This window comes from Paenibacillus sp. Dod16 (assembly GCF_049893405.1).
Lineage (GTDB): Bacteria > Bacillota > Bacilli > Paenibacillales > Paenibacillaceae > Paenibacillus_AQ.
Window position 1 is genome coordinate 167,688 of sequence record NZ_JBNDYG010000001.1, and the last position, 17,098, is coordinate 184,785.

19 protein-coding genes and 1 riboswitch are annotated in these 17,098 nt (G+C 50.6%); all 19 genes read left to right on the forward strand.

Annotated features, from left to right (window positions below; all coding sequences use genetic code 11):
* The first annotated feature begins 347 nt into the window (after positions 1 to 347).
* Positions 348 to 1,043 carry a stage II sporulation protein R gene (gene spoIIR, locus ACPV3A_RS00705; protein WP_426197886.1) on the forward strand — a complete coding sequence of 232 codons (696 nt, stop codon included), beginning with the start codon at positions 348 to 350 and terminating at the stop codon, positions 1,041 to 1,043.
* 453 nt (positions 1,044 to 1,496) lie between these two features.
* Positions 1,497 to 2,642, forward strand: coding sequence for an L-threonylcarbamoyladenylate synthase (locus tag ACPV3A_RS00710; RefSeq protein ID WP_426197971.1), 1,146 nt, complete (start codon positions 1,497 to 1,499; stop codon positions 2,640 to 2,642).
* Positions 2,643 to 2,724: 82 nt separating this feature from the next.
* Positions 2,725 to 3,288 carry a manganese efflux pump MntP family protein gene (locus ACPV3A_RS00715; protein WP_426197972.1) on the forward strand — a complete coding sequence of 188 codons (564 nt, stop codon included), beginning with the start codon at positions 2,725 to 2,727 and terminating at the stop codon, positions 3,286 to 3,288.
* Positions 3,289 to 3,341: 53 nt separating this feature from the next.
* Positions 3,342 to 3,929: a low molecular weight protein arginine phosphatase gene (locus ACPV3A_RS00720; protein ID WP_071218861.1), complete on the forward strand. Its 588-nt coding sequence runs from the start codon at positions 3,342 to 3,344 to the stop codon at positions 3,927 to 3,929.
* Between the two features lie 91 nt (positions 3,930 to 4,020).
* Positions 4,021 to 4,102: riboswitch (ZMP/ZTP riboswitch) on the forward strand.
* Positions 4,103 to 4,216: 114 nt separating this feature from the next.
* The gene (gene rpiB, locus ACPV3A_RS00725; protein ID WP_194539941.1) at positions 4,217 to 4,681 is read left to right on the forward strand and encodes a ribose 5-phosphate isomerase B; all 465 of its coding nucleotides are present in this window, start codon (positions 4,217 to 4,219) and stop codon (positions 4,679 to 4,681) included.
* Positions 4,682 to 4,762: 81 nt separating this feature from the next.
* Positions 4,763 to 5,347: a TIGR01440 family protein gene (locus ACPV3A_RS00730; RefSeq protein ID WP_339220347.1), complete on the forward strand. Its 585-nt coding sequence runs from the start codon at positions 4,763 to 4,765 to the stop codon at positions 5,345 to 5,347.
* Between the two features lie 90 nt (positions 5,348 to 5,437).
* The gene (glyA, locus tag ACPV3A_RS00735) at positions 5,438 to 6,688 is read left to right on the forward strand and encodes a serine hydroxymethyltransferase (protein ID WP_426197887.1); all 1,251 of its coding nucleotides are present in this window, start codon (positions 5,438 to 5,440) and stop codon (positions 6,686 to 6,688) included.
* 343 nt (positions 6,689 to 7,031) lie between these two features.
* A complete protein-coding gene (gene upp / locus ACPV3A_RS00740; protein ID WP_006213103.1) occupies positions 7,032 to 7,661 on the forward strand; it encodes a uracil phosphoribosyltransferase in 630 nt (209 codons plus the stop codon).
* 65 nt (positions 7,662 to 7,726) lie between these two features.
* Positions 7,727 to 8,884: a non-hydrolyzing UDP-N-acetylglucosamine 2-epimerase gene (wecB, locus tag ACPV3A_RS00745; RefSeq protein ID WP_113059552.1), complete on the forward strand. Its 1,158-nt coding sequence runs from the start codon at positions 7,727 to 7,729 to the stop codon at positions 8,882 to 8,884.
* A 175-nt stretch (positions 8,885 to 9,059) separates the two neighbouring features.
* Positions 9,060 to 9,293 carry an AtpZ/AtpI family protein gene (locus tag ACPV3A_RS00750; RefSeq protein ID WP_220687294.1) on the forward strand — a complete coding sequence of 78 codons (234 nt, stop codon included), beginning with the start codon at positions 9,060 to 9,062 and terminating at the stop codon, positions 9,291 to 9,293.
* Entirely contained in the window at positions 9,286 to 9,666 is a 381-nt protein-coding gene (locus ACPV3A_RS00755; RefSeq protein WP_220687295.1) for an ATP synthase subunit I, read from the forward strand. The genes ACPV3A_RS00750 and ACPV3A_RS00755 overlap by 8 nt, the downstream gene beginning before the upstream one ends.
* Before the next feature lie 34 nt (positions 9,667 to 9,700).
* Positions 9,701 to 10,468, forward strand: coding sequence for a F0F1 ATP synthase subunit A (gene atpB / locus ACPV3A_RS00760; protein WP_220687296.1), 768 nt, complete (start codon positions 9,701 to 9,703; stop codon positions 10,466 to 10,468).
* Positions 10,469 to 10,576: 108 nt separating this feature from the next.
* Positions 10,577 to 10,789, forward strand: a complete 213-nt coding sequence (gene atpE, locus ACPV3A_RS00765; protein WP_006213098.1) for a F0F1 ATP synthase subunit C — start codon at positions 10,577 to 10,579, stop codon at positions 10,787 to 10,789.
* A gap of 100 nt (positions 10,790 to 10,889) precedes the next feature.
* Positions 10,890 to 11,378, forward strand: coding sequence for a F0F1 ATP synthase subunit B (atpF, locus tag ACPV3A_RS00770; protein WP_220687297.1), 489 nt, complete (start codon positions 10,890 to 10,892; stop codon positions 11,376 to 11,378).
* Positions 11,375 to 11,920 (forward strand): F0F1 ATP synthase subunit delta, encoded by a 546-nt coding sequence (locus tag ACPV3A_RS00775; protein ID WP_071218870.1) that lies wholly within the window; start codon positions 11,375 to 11,377, stop codon positions 11,918 to 11,920. Before atpF ends, ACPV3A_RS00775 begins: the two co-directional genes overlap by 4 nt.
* 18 nt (positions 11,921 to 11,938) lie before the next feature.
* Positions 11,939 to 13,453, forward strand: a complete 1,515-nt coding sequence (atpA, locus tag ACPV3A_RS00780; RefSeq protein WP_071218871.1) for a F0F1 ATP synthase subunit alpha — start codon at positions 11,939 to 11,941, stop codon at positions 13,451 to 13,453.
* Between the two features lie 227 nt (positions 13,454 to 13,680).
* The gene (gene atpG / locus ACPV3A_RS00785) at positions 13,681 to 14,541 is read left to right on the forward strand and encodes an ATP synthase F1 subunit gamma (protein ID WP_194539938.1); all 861 of its coding nucleotides are present in this window, start codon (positions 13,681 to 13,683) and stop codon (positions 14,539 to 14,541) included.
* Positions 14,542 to 14,659: 118 nt separating this feature from the next.
* Positions 14,660 to 16,060 (forward strand): F0F1 ATP synthase subunit beta, encoded by a 1,401-nt coding sequence (gene atpD, locus ACPV3A_RS00790; RefSeq protein ID WP_076323983.1) that lies wholly within the window; start codon positions 14,660 to 14,662, stop codon positions 16,058 to 16,060.
* 99 nt (positions 16,061 to 16,159) lie between these two features.
* A complete protein-coding gene (locus ACPV3A_RS00795; RefSeq protein ID WP_100540954.1) occupies positions 16,160 to 16,564 on the forward strand; it encodes a F0F1 ATP synthase subunit epsilon in 405 nt (134 codons plus the stop codon).
* Positions 16,565 to 17,098: the final 534 nt, after the last annotated feature.

Below are 17,098 nucleotides of genomic sequence, written 5' to 3' on the forward strand. Positions count from 1 at the left end.
TTGTCAAAGGGAGGGTTGAATTGTACATTGATTGTCGACTTATATAACTAAAGATTTATTTTGAGATTTAGAAAAGCGTGTTCTTAGTTTATATAGACCTTATTGGCTTCATCGCTATAGTAAAGTTTTCATAATTTTATGAAACTGATAGTTTTCATCCTTAGCAGAATACCTTAACGGACACAGCTTCTTTAGGTGTGAAATGGTTAAAAGATAACAGTTGGACTAACTTTGTATAAAACAGAATTTTTAAAATGAAAATTGTATATTTGCAGGTCTAAATCTCTTAACTTCGGACATACTGATAGCATCATAGAGTTTCGTTCATAGAGAGGCGGTTGTCCGAGATGAAAAATTATAGTGAAACCCTCCGTATTATCGCAAAAAAAATGGTTGTGCTCTTATCCTGTATGTTTATGGTCATCATGGCTTGGGAAGGACAGCAGATTGATGCTTCCGTTGTTGGCGGTCCGATCCCTCAGGAATCGATACGACTTCGCATACTGGCGAATTCCGATAGCCCGTCCGATCAGCTGGTCAAAAGAGAGATTCGTGATTCGGTCGTTGAGCAAATGCAGCTCTGGGTCCTGCAGCTGGAGAACCCGCAAAGCCTGGAAGACGCCAAAGAATTAACCCGGCAGCATCTTCCGGAAATCCGCCAATTGGTGGGTGAAGAGTTGAAGAAAAGAGGGATTACATACAGTTACACCGTAGAGCTTGGCGTTGTGCCGTTCCCGACGAAGTTATACGGGGGCACGGTGTATCCGGCCGGCGATTACGATGCGCTGCGTATTACGTTAGGCGAAGGTCAAGGGCAGAACTGGTGGTGCGTCTTGTTCCCGCCGCTTTGTTTCATCGATGGTGGCAGCGGGGATGCGGCGGCGCAGCCTGTTGACGCAGGTATCCAAACGGTTTCAGCAGAGGCCGGCGAGGCTTCCCAAGAGGAAGCTCCGAAGAATGCAGGCGACAGTGAACCGGAGGTCCGCTTCTTCTTGTGGGATATGTTCCTTGGCATTTGGAACTGGGTGGTAAGCTTGTTTTAGGATTATAAGCGAGTTGATTTTCAATCCTGATCGGGTATGATAAACTTTGATGTAGAAGTGCGAGTTCAAAAAGTCGGATTTTCAGCACCGGAAGGCCCAGCTGAATTCAAGATTCGATGCCGAGCTGCTACCTGATTCGCTTCGTGTTAGATATAGAATTTATAAGTTATCAACGGAGTTGATGAAATTCTATATCGCAAGAAAACCTATCTTTAAATCGCGGTCGCTCGTCCTTGAATTGACCTCGATTGGTTTTCTTATCAAAAGCGGACTTTTTGAACAACCTCTAGAAGAGTGCTTTCTCTTTGGCGCGACTGGTTTGAATGGGAACCGGCACGGGACTGAAGAACGAAAAGCGCTTTTTATTTTGGGGCATAGGCAACACACACGTTAGAGTTTATATATTTCATATACAGAAAGTTTGGGATAGGAATGGAACAGAACGGGAATGGCATGGAGCCTAGCCAGCAGCGGGATAACGGCTTCCGCCAGGCTGCTCAAAAATCAACCCAAGTGTGGCATGTATCGAACTTGCTTTCCAGGGAGAGCTTGAGTTTGGAGAAAGAAGCGAAGCAGGCGCTGGAGGAAGCGGGGCAGGTGCTCGAGCGGGGCGGAACGGTGGCCTTTCCGACGGAAACAGTCTACGGGCTTGGTGCAGACGCCGGTAATACGGAAGCGGTCGAGCGTGTCTTTGCTGCGAAGGGCCGGCCGTCGGACAATCCATTAATCGTGCATATTTCGGAGCTTACTCAGCTTGACGGTTTGGTCCTTCATGTGAATGAGACGGAAAGGGCCTTGATGGCAAGGTTCTGGCCTGGGCCGCTATCACTGGTACTGCCCGTTAAACCGGGTGCTGTATCCCCTCGTGTGACGGCGGGGCTCGATACCGTTGCCGTGCGGATGCCGGATCACAACGTGGCGCTGGCCTTGATCAGTGCCGCCGGGCGTCCGCTGGCTGCGCCGAGCGCGAACCGTTCCGGTCGGCCAAGCCCTACGCTGGCCAGCCATGTCCTGGAGGATTTGGCCGGGGCGATCGACGGCGTCCTCGACGGCGGCCCTGCCGGGGTGGGCGTCGAGTCGACGGTGGTGCAAGTCGGCGAAGACGGCGCCGTCACGGTGCTCCGCCCGGGCGGCGTCACGGCCGAGCAGCTTGCCGCGGTTGCGGCAAGCGTGCGCATGGACCCGGCGCTGCATCGCGCCGCCGGGGAGGCGGAGAGCCCGGCGCCGCGCTCGCCGGGCATGAAATACACGCACTACGCACCGAAGGGTGCGATGTGCGTGGTGCAGGGCCCGCGTGCCGACGCCGTGTCGGCACGCATCGCGGCCGAGCTTGAGGCGGCTGCCCGGCGCGGGGAGGTGACCGGCGTGCTGTCGTTCGACGAGCGCATCGGTCACTACCGCGCGGACGTTGCCGTCTCGCTCGGCAGCCTGGCCGCGCCGGAGGAAGCGGCCCGCCGGCTGTACGCCGGCCTGCGCCGGTTCGATGACGAAGGCGCAACCTTCATCCTGGCCGAAGCGTGCCCGGAGCAGGGCCTCGGAGCAGCCGTCATGAACCGGCTGCTGAAGGCCGCGGGACACCACATCATCGACGTGAATTAAAGCAGCCGCATGAACGCTGTTGGCATCATTTACCCCTTGTCCGCATATGGTGTACAAGACCATGGGACTTGGGGGAATGGGCATGCTGGAGGCGTCTGTCCAATCGGGACAGCTTGCGGCGATTCTGCTGATGGCAATTGCACTCGGGCTAGACGCATTTTCGCTTGGAATCGGAGTTGGAATGAGAGGCGGTATGCGCTTAGGCCATATGCTGGGCATCAGCTTCATGATCGCGTTGTTTCACATGCTGATGCCGCTGCTGGGCTTATTTGCCGGCCGCTACGTTGGCATGTTACTGGGCCACGTCACAGGGCTTGCTGCCGGCGGGCTGCTGCTTTTACTGGGCGGGCATATGATGTATAACGCCCTGCGGGGCGGAGAAGGGCAGCGAATACATCCTACCGCATTTTTAGGCATGCTGCTGTTTTCGTTTAGCGTCAGCATCGACTCCTTCTCGGTAGGCGTTTCGCTCGGAATGTTTGTGGATGATGTGCTGTTAATCGTAATTTCCTTCGGGGTCGTGGGCGGTTTGCTGTCCATTCTCGGTTTGCTGCTTGGCCGTCAGGTAAGCAATAAGCTGGGGGAGTACGGTGAAATGCTGGGCGGACTGATTTTGGTTATCTTTGGCACCATGTTTATTTTTTGACGCAATATTTGTTACAATAGCCCCAAAGAACCTACGAACGGGAGGAACGGACCGTGAAAAATATACTGTTTGTCTGCACGGGAAATACCTGCCGCAGTCCAATGGCGGAAGGCATGCTGCGCAAGCTTGCCAAACAACGGGGCATTCCGCTGGAAACGAAGTCCGCCGGCGTCTCGGCCGTGGACGGAATGCCGGTGTCCCATCATGCGGAATCCATCCTGCGAGACCAGGATATCCAGGAACGCTTGGTGTCCAAGCCGTTGACCGCGAACCTGGTGGAATGGGCGGATCTGATTCTGACGCTGACCCAGTCGCATAAGCAGTATGCTATAAGGCAGTTCCCGCACGCCGCAGACAAGATGCACACGCTGAAAGAGTTTGTTGAGGATGACCGCCGGGTGCTGGACGATCTGCGGGAGCAGGATAGTCTGTATGCAGCGCTTGAGCTGGCCAGATCTCTGGGCCACGATGTCAGCGACCGTGACCGGGAGCGTCTGATCGAGCTGCGTCAGCGCATCCCGAGCTTCGATATCTCCGATCCTTTCGGAGGCTCGCGGGAGGAATATGAAGCGACGGCCGCAGAGATACGGACAGCGTTGTTCCGTCTTTTGGACAAGCTGGAAGCGGATCGACATAATTAAGTCTAGCTTTTAGAGATATAAAGCCTGCCATTGGGCTAAAAAGCCACTTGCCTTTCGCATGGTATTGCTTTAAGATGAAGTTGAAAAACAAATGATCCGGTGTAACTGGCGACGAAGTGGATGAAACCACGATGGAGCATCGGAATATACGGCCGGTCGCCTGGGCAAAGAGCATTTGGAGCACAATACGTGCGCCGACTGCTCTTTTTTCGTCTTTTGCGCCCGATTTGGGTTATAATGAAACAAGCTAAAACGCAAAAGCGAACATACGAGGGGGTTTTTCATAGATGAAAATTGCATTGGGTACGGATCATGCCGGCATTCGTCTGAAAGAGGAAATCGTGGGAGTCATTCGGGGTCTTGGACACGAGGTGGAGGATCTGGGCTGCGGCTGTTCCGACTCCGTGGATTATCCCGATTATGCCCTTCCGGTGTGCGAGAAGGTCGTCTCGGGTGAAGCGGACCGCGGCATTCTGATCTGCGGTACGGGGATCGGCATGAGCATTGCGGCCAACAAGGTGCCGGGCATTCGCTGCGCGCTGACACATGATGTGTTCTCAGCTAAAGCGACGCGCGAGCATAACGACAGCAACGTGATTGCGCTGGGTGAGCGTGTCGTCGGTCCCGGACTTGCTGCCGAAATCGTCAGCGCATGGCTGACGACGGATTTCAGTCATGGCGAGCGCCATGTCGGCCGCGTGAACAAGATCAAGGCCATCGAGGAGCGTTACCTGAAGAATGAATCGCGATAAGTGAACGCGTAATACAGCTGCGGCTATCGTGATATGGGATTGAAGCATCTTCTGTGAAAAAATCATCGGGAGGACTGTGACATGACGGATATCTCCAAGGTTTCCTTGAACGAACAGACAGCGCGTATTGTCCGCGAACTGGCCGAAGCGGCCGATTTAGGCCCGGGTAAAGTGCTGGTCATCGGAGCCAGCACCAGTGAAGTGGTTGGACGCCGAATCGGTACGGGCGGCGCTCTTGAAACGGCGCAGCAGCTTCTCCAGGGCATTGCCGCGGTTCAAGCGGAATTCGGTTTCGCGGTGGCCTATCAATGCTGTGAGCATCTGAACCGTGCGCTTGTCATGGAACGCGAGCTGCTCGAGCGGCTGGGCTTGACGGAAGTGGCGGCAGTTCCCATTCCGGGTGCGGGCGGGTCGATGGCTTCTGCAGCTTACCGCAGCATGAAGGAGCCCTGCCTTGCGGAATCGATTGAAGCCCATGCGGGTGTCGATATCGGCGAGACGCTGATCGGCATGCATTTGCGGAGAGTGGCGGTTCCATTCCGGCCGACCGAGCGTTATATCGGGGAGGCGCGCGTAACTGCGGCTTATACCCGCCCCAAGCTGATCGGCGGAGAACGTGCGGTGTACCGACTCGAGCAGAGGGATGATTCCACGCTGTGCGATTGATTCGAATGAGAACTCGCTTTTTCAATGATGACAACTTGTAGTTTTAAGTTTGCAAGAAAAAATAACGATGGATTATGGGAGGATATGAACATGATGGAACATTTGCGGAAGAGTGACCCGGCTGTATTGGAAGCGATGGATTTGGAGCTGAAGCGTCAACGCAGCAACATTGAGCTGATTGCCTCTGAGAATATTGTCAGCGAAGCGGTTATGGAAGCAATGGGGACGGTGCTGACGAATAAATATGCGGAAGGCTACCCTGGCAAACGCTATTACGGTGGCTGTGAGCGTGTGGATATCGTGGAAGATATCGCCCGTGACCGCGCCAAAGAATTGTTCGGAGCCGAGCATGCCAACGTTCAGCCGCACTCCGGTGCCCAAGCGAACATGGCGGTATATTTGGCGGCCTTGAAGCCTGGAGATACCGTGCTCGGCATGAACCTGGCCCATGGCGGCCATTTGACTCACGGAAGCCCGGTTAACGCTTCCGGCCTTCTGTACAATTTCGTTGCCTACGGCGTGCAAGAAGACACGTTCCTTATCGATTACGACGAAGTCCGCAAAGCGGCATTCAAGCATCGCCCTCGTCTGATCGTGGCGGGTGCAAGTGCCTATCCTCGCATTATTGATTTTGAAAAGCTGGCTGCCATCGCCAATGACGTAGGCGCGTTGTTCATGGTCGACATTGCTCATATTGCAGGACTCGTTGCGGCAGGTCTTCATCCGAATCCGGTTCCGCATGCCCATTTTGTAACGACAACGACGCATAAGACGCTTCGCGGACCTCGCGGCGGTATGATTCTGTGCAAAAAGGCTTGGGCGCAAGCGATCGATAAAGCGGTATTCCCCGGCTCCCAAGGCGGCCCGCTCATGCATGTGATTGCTTCCAAAGCCGTTGCGCTTGGCGAAGCCTTGGATCCGTCTTTCAAGACGTATGCAGAGAATGTCGTGAAGAACGCGAAAGTGCTGGCCGATACCCTGATCGAGGAAGGCCTGAACATCGTTTCCGGCGGAACCGATAACCACCTGATGCTGGTGGATACCCGTAATCTGGACATCACCGGCAAAGACGCGGAGAAGGTTCTGGACTCGATCGGGATTACCGTGAACAAGAATGCCATCCCGTTTGATCCGACCAGCCCGTTCGTAACGAGCGGTATCCGTATTGGTACCCCTGCGGTTACTTCCCGCGGTATGGATGAGCAAGCGATGGTGAACATCGCGAAAATTATCGCCATGACATTGAAGCAGCCGAAAGACGAGGCAACGCTCGAAAAAGCAGGCCGTTTGGTGGCTGAGCTTACCGATCAATATCCTCTCTATGCTGAAATGAAATATTAATCACAGTTTCCTTCGCGTAAGAAGCCTATGATATAAGGACCCCGCCTGATGCAGGTGGGGTCCTTTTAGGAGCTATGAACATTCTGGCCAGATTGCTATGCTCTCATTTTCCCAGTCAGGTCCTTTCGCGGTTAGCATCAATATAGGCGAGAATGGAAAACCTAGGTTCAGGGCAGAAGAAGATCCGATTCCGTTATAAGGTCAAAAACTCATGGAATAAAACATGACTCGTGCAGGTGTCAATTGACTAGAGGGAATGATATAATAGACAGGATTTATGGAGCTCACAAATATTTACGCCCATATTGAAATAACATTTGTACTCAAACCGGAGGGACCAGACATGGGAAAATTGGTGATTTGTGATCACCCGTTGATTCAACACAAACTTACATTTATCCGCGATATGCGGACTAACACAAAAGACTTTCGCGAATTGGTAGACGAAGTCGCGACTTTGATGGCTTATGAAATTACGCGGGAGGTTCCTCTTGAATCGATATCCGTGCAGACGCCGGTAGCTGAAACCCAAGGGAAAGTCATTTCCGGCCGCATGCTCGGCTTGGTTCCGATCCTGCGCGCCGGTCTGGGCATGCTGGACGGCGTTGTGAAGCTGCTTCCAGCGGCAAAGGTAGGGCATGTCGGATTGTTCCGTGACCCCGAAACGCTTCAGCCTGTAGAATATTATACGAAGCTTCCAACCGATGTGACGGAACGGGAATTGATCGTCATTGATCCGATGCTCGCGACGGGCGGATCCGCTATCGCTGCGATCGACGTGCTGAAGAAACGCGGCTGTACCCAGATCAAGATGATGAACCTCGTGGCTGCACCGGAAGGTGTGAAGGCTGTCCATGATGCCCACCCGGACGTGGACATTTATGTTGCTGCTCTCGATGAGGGTCTTAACGACCATGGTTACATCGTACCGGGCCTTGGTGATGCAGGGGATCGGCTGTACGGCACGAAATAAGAGCCAAGCCAGTCACTCGTACGTCTTGAATATTTGAAAACAAGCAAAGAGGGGTATTTTCAAACATGTCAAAAGTGAAAGTGATGACGATATTTGGGGTCCGCCCCGAAGCCATCAAGATGGCGCCGCTAATTCTAGAGCTTCAACGTCACCCTGAGCATATCGAATCGGTCGTTTGTGTTACTGCGCAGCATCGGCAAATGCTGGATCAGGTGCTGGATGTGTTCAAGATTGTTCCGGATTATGATTTGGATGTCATGAAGGACCGTCAGACGCTCAACGAGATCACCGTGCGCGTCCTGGAGGGTCTTGAACCTGTTCTGCGTGAAGCCAAGCCCGATATTGTATTGGTGCACGGCGATACGCTGACAACGTTCCTGGCCAGCTATGCAGCCTTTCTGCAGCAGATTCAAGTCGGCCATGTGGAAGCGGGTCTGCGCACATGGAACAAGCTGAATCCTTATCCGGAAGAGATGAACCGTCAGCTGACCGGCGTGCTTGCTGATCTTCACTTTGCGCCGACGGACTGGTCCGCCGAGAATCTCCGCAAGGAGAACAAGCCGGATTCCCGCATTTATGTAACGGGTAACACGGCTACGGATGTATTCCAGTACACGGTGCGCGAAGGTTATACCCATCCGGTTCTGGACTGGGCGAAGGGCAAACGCTTGATCCTGATGACGGCACACCGCCGCGAATCCCAAGGGGAGCCGCATCGTCAAATATTTGAAGCCGTAAAGCGCATTGCCGATGAATTTGAGGATATTGCCATCGTATATCCTGTACATCCAAGCCCAGCTGTTAAAGAGCCGGCTCATCGCATTCTGGGAGATCACCCGCGCATCAAGCTAATTGATCCGCTGGATGTCGTGGATATGAACAATATTTACACCCATACGCATTTCATCATTACGGATTCCGGCGGCATGCAGGAGGAAGCTCCGTCATTCGGCGTGCCGACGCTGGTGCTTCGGGATACGACCGAACGTCCGGAGGGCATTGAGGCCGGTACCCTGGAGCTGGTAGGCACCCAGGAGGAAAATGTGTATGAACGCATTAAGGTTCTTCTGACCGATCAGGAGCTCTACGAAAAGATGAGCAAGGCTGCTAATCCGTATGGCGATGGACAAGCTTCACAGCGAATTGTCAATGCGATTTTGCACCATTTTGGCATCCGAAAAGAGCGTCCAGAAGAATTTCACAGAATGTTCACAAAGGTATAGTTTACCGTATTCTGATGGGCAAGGGGACAGCATACAGTTGAACTGTACGGTTACCGCGGCGTTTTGCGTTATTTAGACTGCTCAAAACGCCGATTTTACACGGTAAATCCATCAAATCGATTCATTGACAAACTCTTGTTATATTCAGTAAAATGAGTTGGGATTAGAGGTTCATATGAAAAATCCGAAAAGTCAAGATAACCCTTGGTTGATAGCGCTATACATTAGCGGGGCGGGCGGTTTGCTTGCCGCTTACATTCTCATCGGTTTTTTTGCGGGAAGATGGCTGGCTGAATGGCTGGACGGGCCCAGATACTGGTTGGCGATTGGAACCGTTATAGGGCTCTGTATAGGGATTTTGAATATTGCTCTTCTCATTAAGAAGTATTTGGGGGCGCAAAGTGAATGATTTGACTACATCCATTGTGAACGGTGTAACTAGAGTAACAATACTCTTATTATCTGCTTTGTTTTTGGGATGGGCAATGTATCCGGAATATCGACCTGAAATATCAGGCTTGATATTGGGTATGGTTGGCGGCTTGTTCAACGTACGCTTTCTTTCCATTAAAGTGAGGCAGCTTGCGGATTTGGCGGTGAGCCGGGAGCGCAGACGTTTCAGTTTTGGATTTGTCACAAGACTTTGTATCGCGTTTTTGATTGTGATGATTGCTGCGAGGCTTGAACCCGTGTCGCTCGCCGCGACGATTGTGGGTTTGTTCATTCCCCAATTGTTGACCATTCCAGTCAGCATCATTGTTAGCTTGAGAACCAAGAATTGATCAACGCTTATTGGAAAGGGGTGAAAACAATTTCATGCATGAATCACCGATTATTGATTTAGGTGGATTTCGACTTGACCTATCAGCTGTCATCATGCTGCTTGTAACGGGGATTATTGTCTTTGTTCTTGCTCGGTTGTCGGTTCGGAATCTATCTGTCGAAAACCCTTCCAAAATGCAGAACTTCATGGAGTGGGTCGTAGAATTTGTGCAAGGCATCGTAGCTAGCGCTATGGATTTGAAAAAAGGAAAAGCATACATCTCGCTCGGCTTGACCTTGATTCTGTTCATCTTCGTGGCCAACCTGCTCGGACTTCCGTTCGCAGTTATTACCGATTTGCCTGCGAATTTCAAGGTCTTCGGTTTTACGATCGAAGCGACGAAAGACCTTCATGATGGGCATTTGGCGCACGTCTTGTGGTGGAAGTCGCCGACGGCTGACGTATCGGTCACCGCGGGGCTGGCGATTGTCGTGTTCATTCTCATGAACTATCTGGGCTTGAAGCTGAATCGTAAGCACTATCTGAAGCACTACATTGAGCCGTTCCCAATCTTTCTCCCTCTGAATATTATCGAGAACTTGGCGAAGCCGATTGCGCTTGCTATCCGTTTGTTTGCAAACATTTTTGCAGGGGAAGTACTCATTACCGTTATTCTAAAAATGGGTTTCCTCGGGATTCCATTCCTGGCGGTATGGCAAGGTTTTAGTATCTTCGTTGGTGCATTGCAAGCGTTTATCTTTACAATTCTGACGATGGTGTACATCGCGCAAACTACGATTCATGAAGAAGAAGCTCATTAATAAGCTCGGACGAATCATGCCGCAAACGTCATGGAGGATTCGAAAGAGATCATTATATCAAAACAATATTTCAAAATTTTGAACCAATTTTAAGGAGGATATTTAACAATGGAATTTTTGGCAGCAGCTATTGCAGTAGGTTTGGGCGCTCTTGGCGCAGGTCTTGGTAACGGTATGATCGTAAGTAGAACAGTAGAATCTATCGCTCGTCAGCCTGAAGCTCGTGGTCCGTTGCAAACGACAATGTTTATCGGTGTTGGTATCGTCGAGGTAGTTCCACTCGCTGCTACCGTTATTGCTTTCTTGATCATGTTTTCTTAATAAGAATACAACGGTTTGGCGGGGAGGGCCGATGCCATCCGCGCCTTCGTTTTGTTAAGAACTGCACTTCGCATTAACGGAAAGGAGTGACTTTTAAACCATGGCAGTACTTTGGGAGACTATTTTAATTTCAATTCTGGCATTTGCTATTCTGTATGTACTGCTTCATAAGTTCGCATTCGGTAAATTGTTTGCGATTATGGAGCAACGCCGGGAATTGGTTTTGAGCCAAATGGACGAGGCTTCGAAAACACGTGAGCAGGCGCATCAGTATGTTGAAGAGCAAAAACAAGCACTGAATCAGGCACGTCAAGAGGCTCACGATATTATCGAGCGTTCCAGACAGACTAGCAGCAAGCAAGCCGAGCAAATCGTTGGGCTCGCTAAGGAGGAAGCGGAACGCATTAAGGTTGACGCAGTACGCGACATTGAAAACGAGAAAACCAAAGCGGTTGCTGAGCTTCGCAACGAGCTGGGCAGCGTTTCCGTGAAAATTGCTTCCAAGCTTCTTGAAAAAGAAGTTAAGAATGACAATATGCAAGAAGAACTGGTGGATCAATACCTTAAAGAGGTAGGAGGCAGACCATGAGCCAAAATACAGTAGCAGCCAAGCGGTATGCGCGGGCGCTGTTCGAAGTGGCGGCTCAGCAGCAGAAGGGTCTGGAAGTGGAAGAGGAATTGCGCGCTGTTGTGCATGCCATTGAAGGCGATGCCGACATTCAGAAATTCATCTCCACGCCGAATATTCCCCAGTCCGTGAAGATGAACGTAATCAGCCAGGCGTTGGCAGGGAAGGTATCGCAGCCTGTATTGAACACGATCGAATTGCTTCTCGACAGAGGGCGTACAGAAATGTTCGCTGAACTGCTGAACAGTTATGTGAAGATACAAGGTGCGAGCTTAGGATTGGCGGACGCCACTGTGTACTCCACCTACCCGCTTAGCGATCAGGAAAAAGAACAGGTAGCTTCGGAATTCGGACAGTTAGCCCATCAGAATATCCGGGTGACCAATGTTGTGGACGAGAGTTTGCTCGGCGGCCTGAAAGTTGTCATTGGCGACAAGCTTTATGACGGAAGCCTTGCCGGGAAGCTGGAACGTCTTGAAAAGTCTTTTAATAGACGAGCATAGTAGATAGGGGTGAAAACGTTGAGTATCAGACCTGAAGAAATCAGTACTTTAATCAAAAGTCAAATTGAAGAATATAAATCCGATATCACTGTCTCTGAAGTAGGTACGGTAATTCAAGTAAGTGACGGTATTGCTCGCGTGTACGGCCTGGAGAACGCGATGTCCGGGGAACTTTTGGAGTTCCAGAACGGCGTGTTCGGTCTGGCGCTGAACCTTGAAGAGAGCAATGTCGGTGTCGTTATCCTGGGACCTTACTCTGAAATCAAGGAAGGCGATCAGGTTAAGCGCACAGGACGTATTATGGAGGTTCCTGTAGGTGAAGCTCTGCTAGGACGCGTTGTCAATCCGCTGGGTCAACCGCTTGACGGCAAAGGCCCGATCGAAGCGGCTGCCTACCGTCCAGTTGAGAGCAGCGCACCAGGCGTTATCGACCGTAAATCCGTACATGAGCCTATGCAGACAGGTATTAAAGCGATCGACGCGATGGTACCTATCGGCCGCGGACAGCGCGAGCTGATCATCGGTGACCGCCAAACGGGTAAAACCACCGTTGCGATCGATACGATCCTGAACCAAAAAGGTAGCGGCGTTAAATGTATCTATGTAGCCATTGGGCAAAAACAATCCACTGTAGCACAGGTTGTTGAAACGCTTCGCCGTCATGGCGCACTGGAGTACACGATTGTTGTTACGGCTTCGGCTTCTGAGCCGGCTCCACTGCAGTACATCGCTCCATACGCAGGCTGCGCAATGGGTGAGTACTTCATGTACAAGGGCGAGCATGCACTTATCATCTATGATGACTTGTCGAAACAAGCAGCAGCATATCGTGAGTTGTCCTTGCTCCTCCGTCGTCCTCCGGGTCGGGAAGCTTATCCGGGTGACGTTTTCTACCTGCACTCCCGTTTGCTGGAACGTGCAGCGAAACTCAACGATGAACTTGGTGGTGGTTCATTAACCGCGCTGCCATTTATTGAAACACAGGCTTCTGACGTATCTGCATACATTCCAACCAACGTAATTTCAATTACGGATGGACAGATCTTCCTGGAGTCTGAGTTGTTCTACTCCGGTCAGCGTCCAGCGATTAACGTCGGTATTTCGGTATCCCGTGTCGGTGGTTCCGCGCAGATCAAAGCGATGAAAAAGGTTGCAGGCGGCATGAAGCTGGATCTTGCGCAATATCGTGAGCTCCAGGCGTTCTCCCAGTTCGGATCGGATCTGGATAAATCAACCTTGGCTCGTTTGAACCGTGGTGCAAGATTGATGGAAATCCTGAAACAGGGTGTAAACCAGCCGTTGTCCGTTGAACAACAGGTGGTTAGCTTGTACGCAGCCGTTAAAGGATATATCGATGATATCGAGGTTGCTGATGTTCGTCGTTTCGAGAGCGAATTCCTTGCGTTTATTGGAAGCAATAAACCGGAAATTCTTCAATCCATTACGGATACGAAGGATCTGACGTCCGATAACGAAAACGCATTGAAAGCGGCAATCGATCAATTTAAGAAGGGCTTTGCCGCTTCGGTTTAAGCTCCTCAGGTAAGTAATAGGAGGGGAGCCGGGGTAAGCCCGGCATCCTCTTTCATCATATGGAATGTAGCTTTGGCTGTGACCAAAGTGATTTTTACAAAAGGTACGGCTTTGGTCCTAGCCAAAGCTTAGTCTACGCTTACGAAGTTAGCTTTGGCTTCGCCAAAGCTAGGTGTTTGCTTACGAAGTTAGCTTTGGCTTCGCCAAAGCTTTAAGGTGGTGAAAACATGGCAAGAGGATTACGTGATATTAAGCGGCAGATCAAGAGTGTTCAAAACACAAGGCAGATCACCAAGGCGATGGAAATGGTTGCTGCCGCCAAGCTGAGAAGAGCTCAGGAGAAGGCAACCTCCGCACTTCCATACTCCGAGAAGCTGAAAGAAGTGGTTGGCAGCATTGCTGCTGGAACCAAGGGAATCAGCCATCCGATGCTGGAAAAGCGTGAAGTGAAAAAAACCGGTTATCTGGTGATCACTTCCGACCGCGGTCTTGCTGGTGCATCAAACTCCAACATTTTGCGAAAAGTATCGAACTTCATCGCAGAACGCCATCAGTCCAAGGATGAGTATTGCCTGTTTGTAATCGGACGTAAAGGACGGGATTACTTCCGCCGTCGTGAACTTCCGGTTGTGGAGGAACTCACCGATTTATCCGATAGTCCGACCTATGCAGACATTAAGACCATCGCTAACGCGGCGGTTCATCAATACGAGCTGGGTCAGATTGATGAGTTATACGTGTGTTACAACCAATTCGTGAATGCTTTGACTCAGCTCCAGGAGATCTCCAAGCTTCTGCCCATGGAGAACATCGGCAGCGCTGAGAACCTGACGGGTTATGAGTATGAACCGTCCCCTGAAGGCGTGCTTGAGGTACTGCTTCCGAAATATGCGGAAACATTGATTTTCAGTGCGATGCTGAATGCGAAGGCAAGTGAGCTGGGTGCGAAGATGACTGCTATGGGAGCCGCAACGAAGAATGCAAGCAAGATGATCAACGAGTTGAACCTTACTTACAACCGTGCTCGTCAGGCTGCCATTACCCAGGAAATTTCCGAGATTGTGGGCGGAGCAAACGCTCAGCAATAATGCACGGTCCGAATTCTTAACTTAGTATTTAACGGATATGCGGCCATGTCATGAATAAGCCGCTTTTACGATCATCGTTCACCGCTAGAGGTGAGCGGGTAGGAGGGAAAACGAATCAATGAAAAAAGGACGCGTTGTCAGCATTACAGGTGCTGTAGTTGACATTGAATTTGAGCGCGGTCATCTTCCCGAGATTTTTAATGCTGTCAAGATTGAAGCTACGCTGGAAGGCGGCCGCTCGGTTGATTTGACTTTGGAAGTATCCAATCATTTGGGTGATAATCTGGTTCGTTGTATCGCGATGTCATCCACGGATGGTCTCGTTCGCGGTATCGAAGCCGTGGATTTGGGCAGACCGATTACGGTCCCTGTAGGTTCCGCTACACTTGGCCGTGTATTTAACGTATTGGGTGAGCCGATCGATAATGCAGGTGCCGTAGTATCCGAAATTAATAACCCGATCCACCGTGAAGCTCCTGCTTATGATGAGCTTTCTACGCAAGCAGAAATGCTTGAAACGGGTATTAAAGTCATCGACTTGCTTGCTCCATACCAAAAAGGCGGTAAGATCGGTCTCTTTGGTGGTGCCGGCGTAGGTAAAACCGTTGCGATCCAGGAATTGATCAACAACATCGCCCAAGAACACGGCGGTATTTCCGTATTTGCCGGCGTAGGTGAGCGTACTCGTGAAGGTAATGACCTTTACCACGAGATGAGTGATTCCGGTGTTATCAACAAAACCGCGATGGTATTCGGTCAAATGAACGAGCCTCCGGGTGCCCGTCTTCGCGTAGCATTGACTGGTTTGACGATGGCGGAATATTTCCGTGATCAAGAAGGTAAAGACGTACTTCTCTTTATCGATAACATCTTCCGCTTTACTCAAGCGGGTTCCGAAGTATCCGCCCTTCTGGGTCGTATGCCTTCCGCGGTAGGTTACCAACCAACGCTGGCATCCGAAATGGGACGCTTGCAGGAGCGGATTACCTCTACCAAAAAAGGTTCCGTTACATCCATCCAGGCTATCTATGTACCGGCGGATGACTATACGGATCCGGCTCCGGCTACAACGTTTGCTCACTTGGACGCAACGACAAATCTGGAGCGTAAAATTTCCGAGATGGGTATCTATCCTGCGGTAGATCCGCTTGCATCCAGTTCCCGTATCTTGGCTCCGGAAATCGTGGGCGAAGAGCACTATAATGTTGCTCAAGGCGTTAAGAAAATTTTGGCTCGCTATAACGAGCTTCAAGATATCATCGCGATTCTCGGTATGGATGAGCTGAGCGAGGAAGATAAAGCGATTGTTGGACGTGCTCGTCGTGTTCAACGTTTCCTTTCCCAAGCTTTCCACGTTGCCGAGCAGTTTAACGGCATCCCGGGTAAATATGTACCGGTTAAAGAAACTGTACGCAGCTTTAAAGAGATCTTGGAAGGCAAGCATGACCACCTTCCGGAAGCGGCTTTCCTGTTCGTAGGTACGATTGAAGAGGCAGTTGAAAAAGCAAAAACATTGTAAGCTGACGCTCCGTGATCGGCAGACCGGAACAGTGCTTCTAGTGAGACTGTGAGGTCTGCTGCGCGAGTTTTCTGCGGAAAACGGTGAGGAGGGATGGAAGTGAGCACCATTTTGTTGGAAATCGTAACGCCGGACCGCCTGGTCTACTCTGAGCAGGTGAACAGTGTTACGGTGCGTGGGGTCGAGGGAGAGCTGGGTATTTTGCCAGGTCATATTTCCTTCGTTACGCCGCTTCAGATAGCGCCAGTTTATGTGAAGATTGGCAACCAGAGAACCCCGTTTGCGGTACAAGGCGGTTTCGTCGAAGTCCGTAAAGATAAGATTGTCATCCTGGCGGAAAGCGCAGAGAAAGCGGAAGAAATCGATTTGGAGCGTGCGGAAGCCGCGAAGGAAAGAGCTGAGACCCGCCTGAATGCGAAGGGAAGACAAGATGAAGTCGACCATCGTCGCGCCGAAATGGCTCTGCAAAGAGCGATGAACCGGATTAAAGTGACGCGGAACTAATAAGGTGAACGAAGACAGCTTGCTGTAATGATACAGCCAAGCTGTCTTTTTTTGTGCTCTATTCTAGGAGTTGAAAGCCCATATTTGTTATGAAAGTGCTCGATTTAAGGTGTATTACCCGGCATTAAAAGGAGAAGGAGGGGATCTTATATGTCTATCTCACATCCTAAATCACATATAGGGTGGATATTCTATTGGGACAATGGGGCTGATGATATACAACTTTGATTGGTGGCATTACTGGGTCCACAGGCATCGATTACTCATAGAAAGGACCAGAGGCATAGATTTATTTGATGCATAAATATTCATCTTTCGTGCCCCTATTCAGCTATACCTGGTCTGTGAACATTATTATTTTCAAAGACTAGGCATTTTTTTGTTATATCATCGGTATAAATAGAAGTTCGAGATATAAAACTATACTATGATTCTGGCTACTGGATGTATTTTTCAAGTGTAATAAATGGAAATTTAGACTTCATCTAATAGCGCATACATGATCGTTTTGGGAAGTTGTCGATAAACTTTATT

What these genes read in the sequence shown, in the direction of transcription:
- ACPV3A_RS00775 (WP_071218870.1), top strand. Translation starts at nt 11,375, where the DNA reads ATGAGCCAAAATACAGTAGCAGCCAAGCGGTATGCGCGGGCGCTGTTC.
- wecB (WP_113059552.1), top strand. Translation starts at nt 7,727, where the DNA reads ATGTCAAAAGTGAAAGTGATGACGATATTTGGGGTCCGCCCCGAAGCC.
- ACPV3A_RS00715 (WP_426197972.1), top strand. Translation starts at nt 2,725, where the DNA reads ATGCTGGAGGCGTCTGTCCAATCGGGACAGCTTGCGGCGATTCTGCTG.
- atpG (WP_194539938.1), top strand. Translation starts at nt 13,681, where the DNA reads ATGGCAAGAGGATTACGTGATATTAAGCGGCAGATCAAGAGTGTTCAA.
- ACPV3A_RS00710 (WP_426197971.1), top strand. Translation starts at nt 1,497, where the DNA reads ATGGAGCCTAGCCAGCAGCGGGATAACGGCTTCCGCCAGGCTGCTCAA.
- ACPV3A_RS00730 (WP_339220347.1), top strand. Translation starts at nt 4,763, where the DNA reads ATGACGGATATCTCCAAGGTTTCCTTGAACGAACAGACAGCGCGTATT.
- atpD (WP_076323983.1), top strand. Translation starts at nt 14,660, where the DNA reads ATGAAAAAAGGACGCGTTGTCAGCATTACAGGTGCTGTAGTTGACATT.
- atpB (WP_220687296.1), top strand. Translation starts at nt 9,701, where the DNA reads ATGCATGAATCACCGATTATTGATTTAGGTGGATTTCGACTTGACCTA.
- upp (WP_006213103.1), top strand. Translation starts at nt 7,032, where the DNA reads ATGGGAAAATTGGTGATTTGTGATCACCCGTTGATTCAACACAAACTT.
- atpF (WP_220687297.1), top strand. Translation starts at nt 10,890, where the DNA reads ATGGCAGTACTTTGGGAGACTATTTTAATTTCAATTCTGGCATTTGCT.
- ACPV3A_RS00750 (WP_220687294.1), top strand. Translation starts at nt 9,060, where the DNA reads ATGAAAAATCCGAAAAGTCAAGATAACCCTTGGTTGATAGCGCTATAC.
- glyA (WP_426197887.1), top strand. Translation starts at nt 5,438, where the DNA reads ATGATGGAACATTTGCGGAAGAGTGACCCGGCTGTATTGGAAGCGATG.
- atpE (WP_006213098.1), top strand. Translation starts at nt 10,577, where the DNA reads ATGGAATTTTTGGCAGCAGCTATTGCAGTAGGTTTGGGCGCTCTTGGC.
- rpiB (WP_194539941.1), top strand. Translation starts at nt 4,217, where the DNA reads ATGAAAATTGCATTGGGTACGGATCATGCCGGCATTCGTCTGAAAGAG.
- spoIIR (WP_426197886.1), top strand. Translation starts at nt 348, where the DNA reads ATGAAAAATTATAGTGAAACCCTCCGTATTATCGCAAAAAAAATGGTT.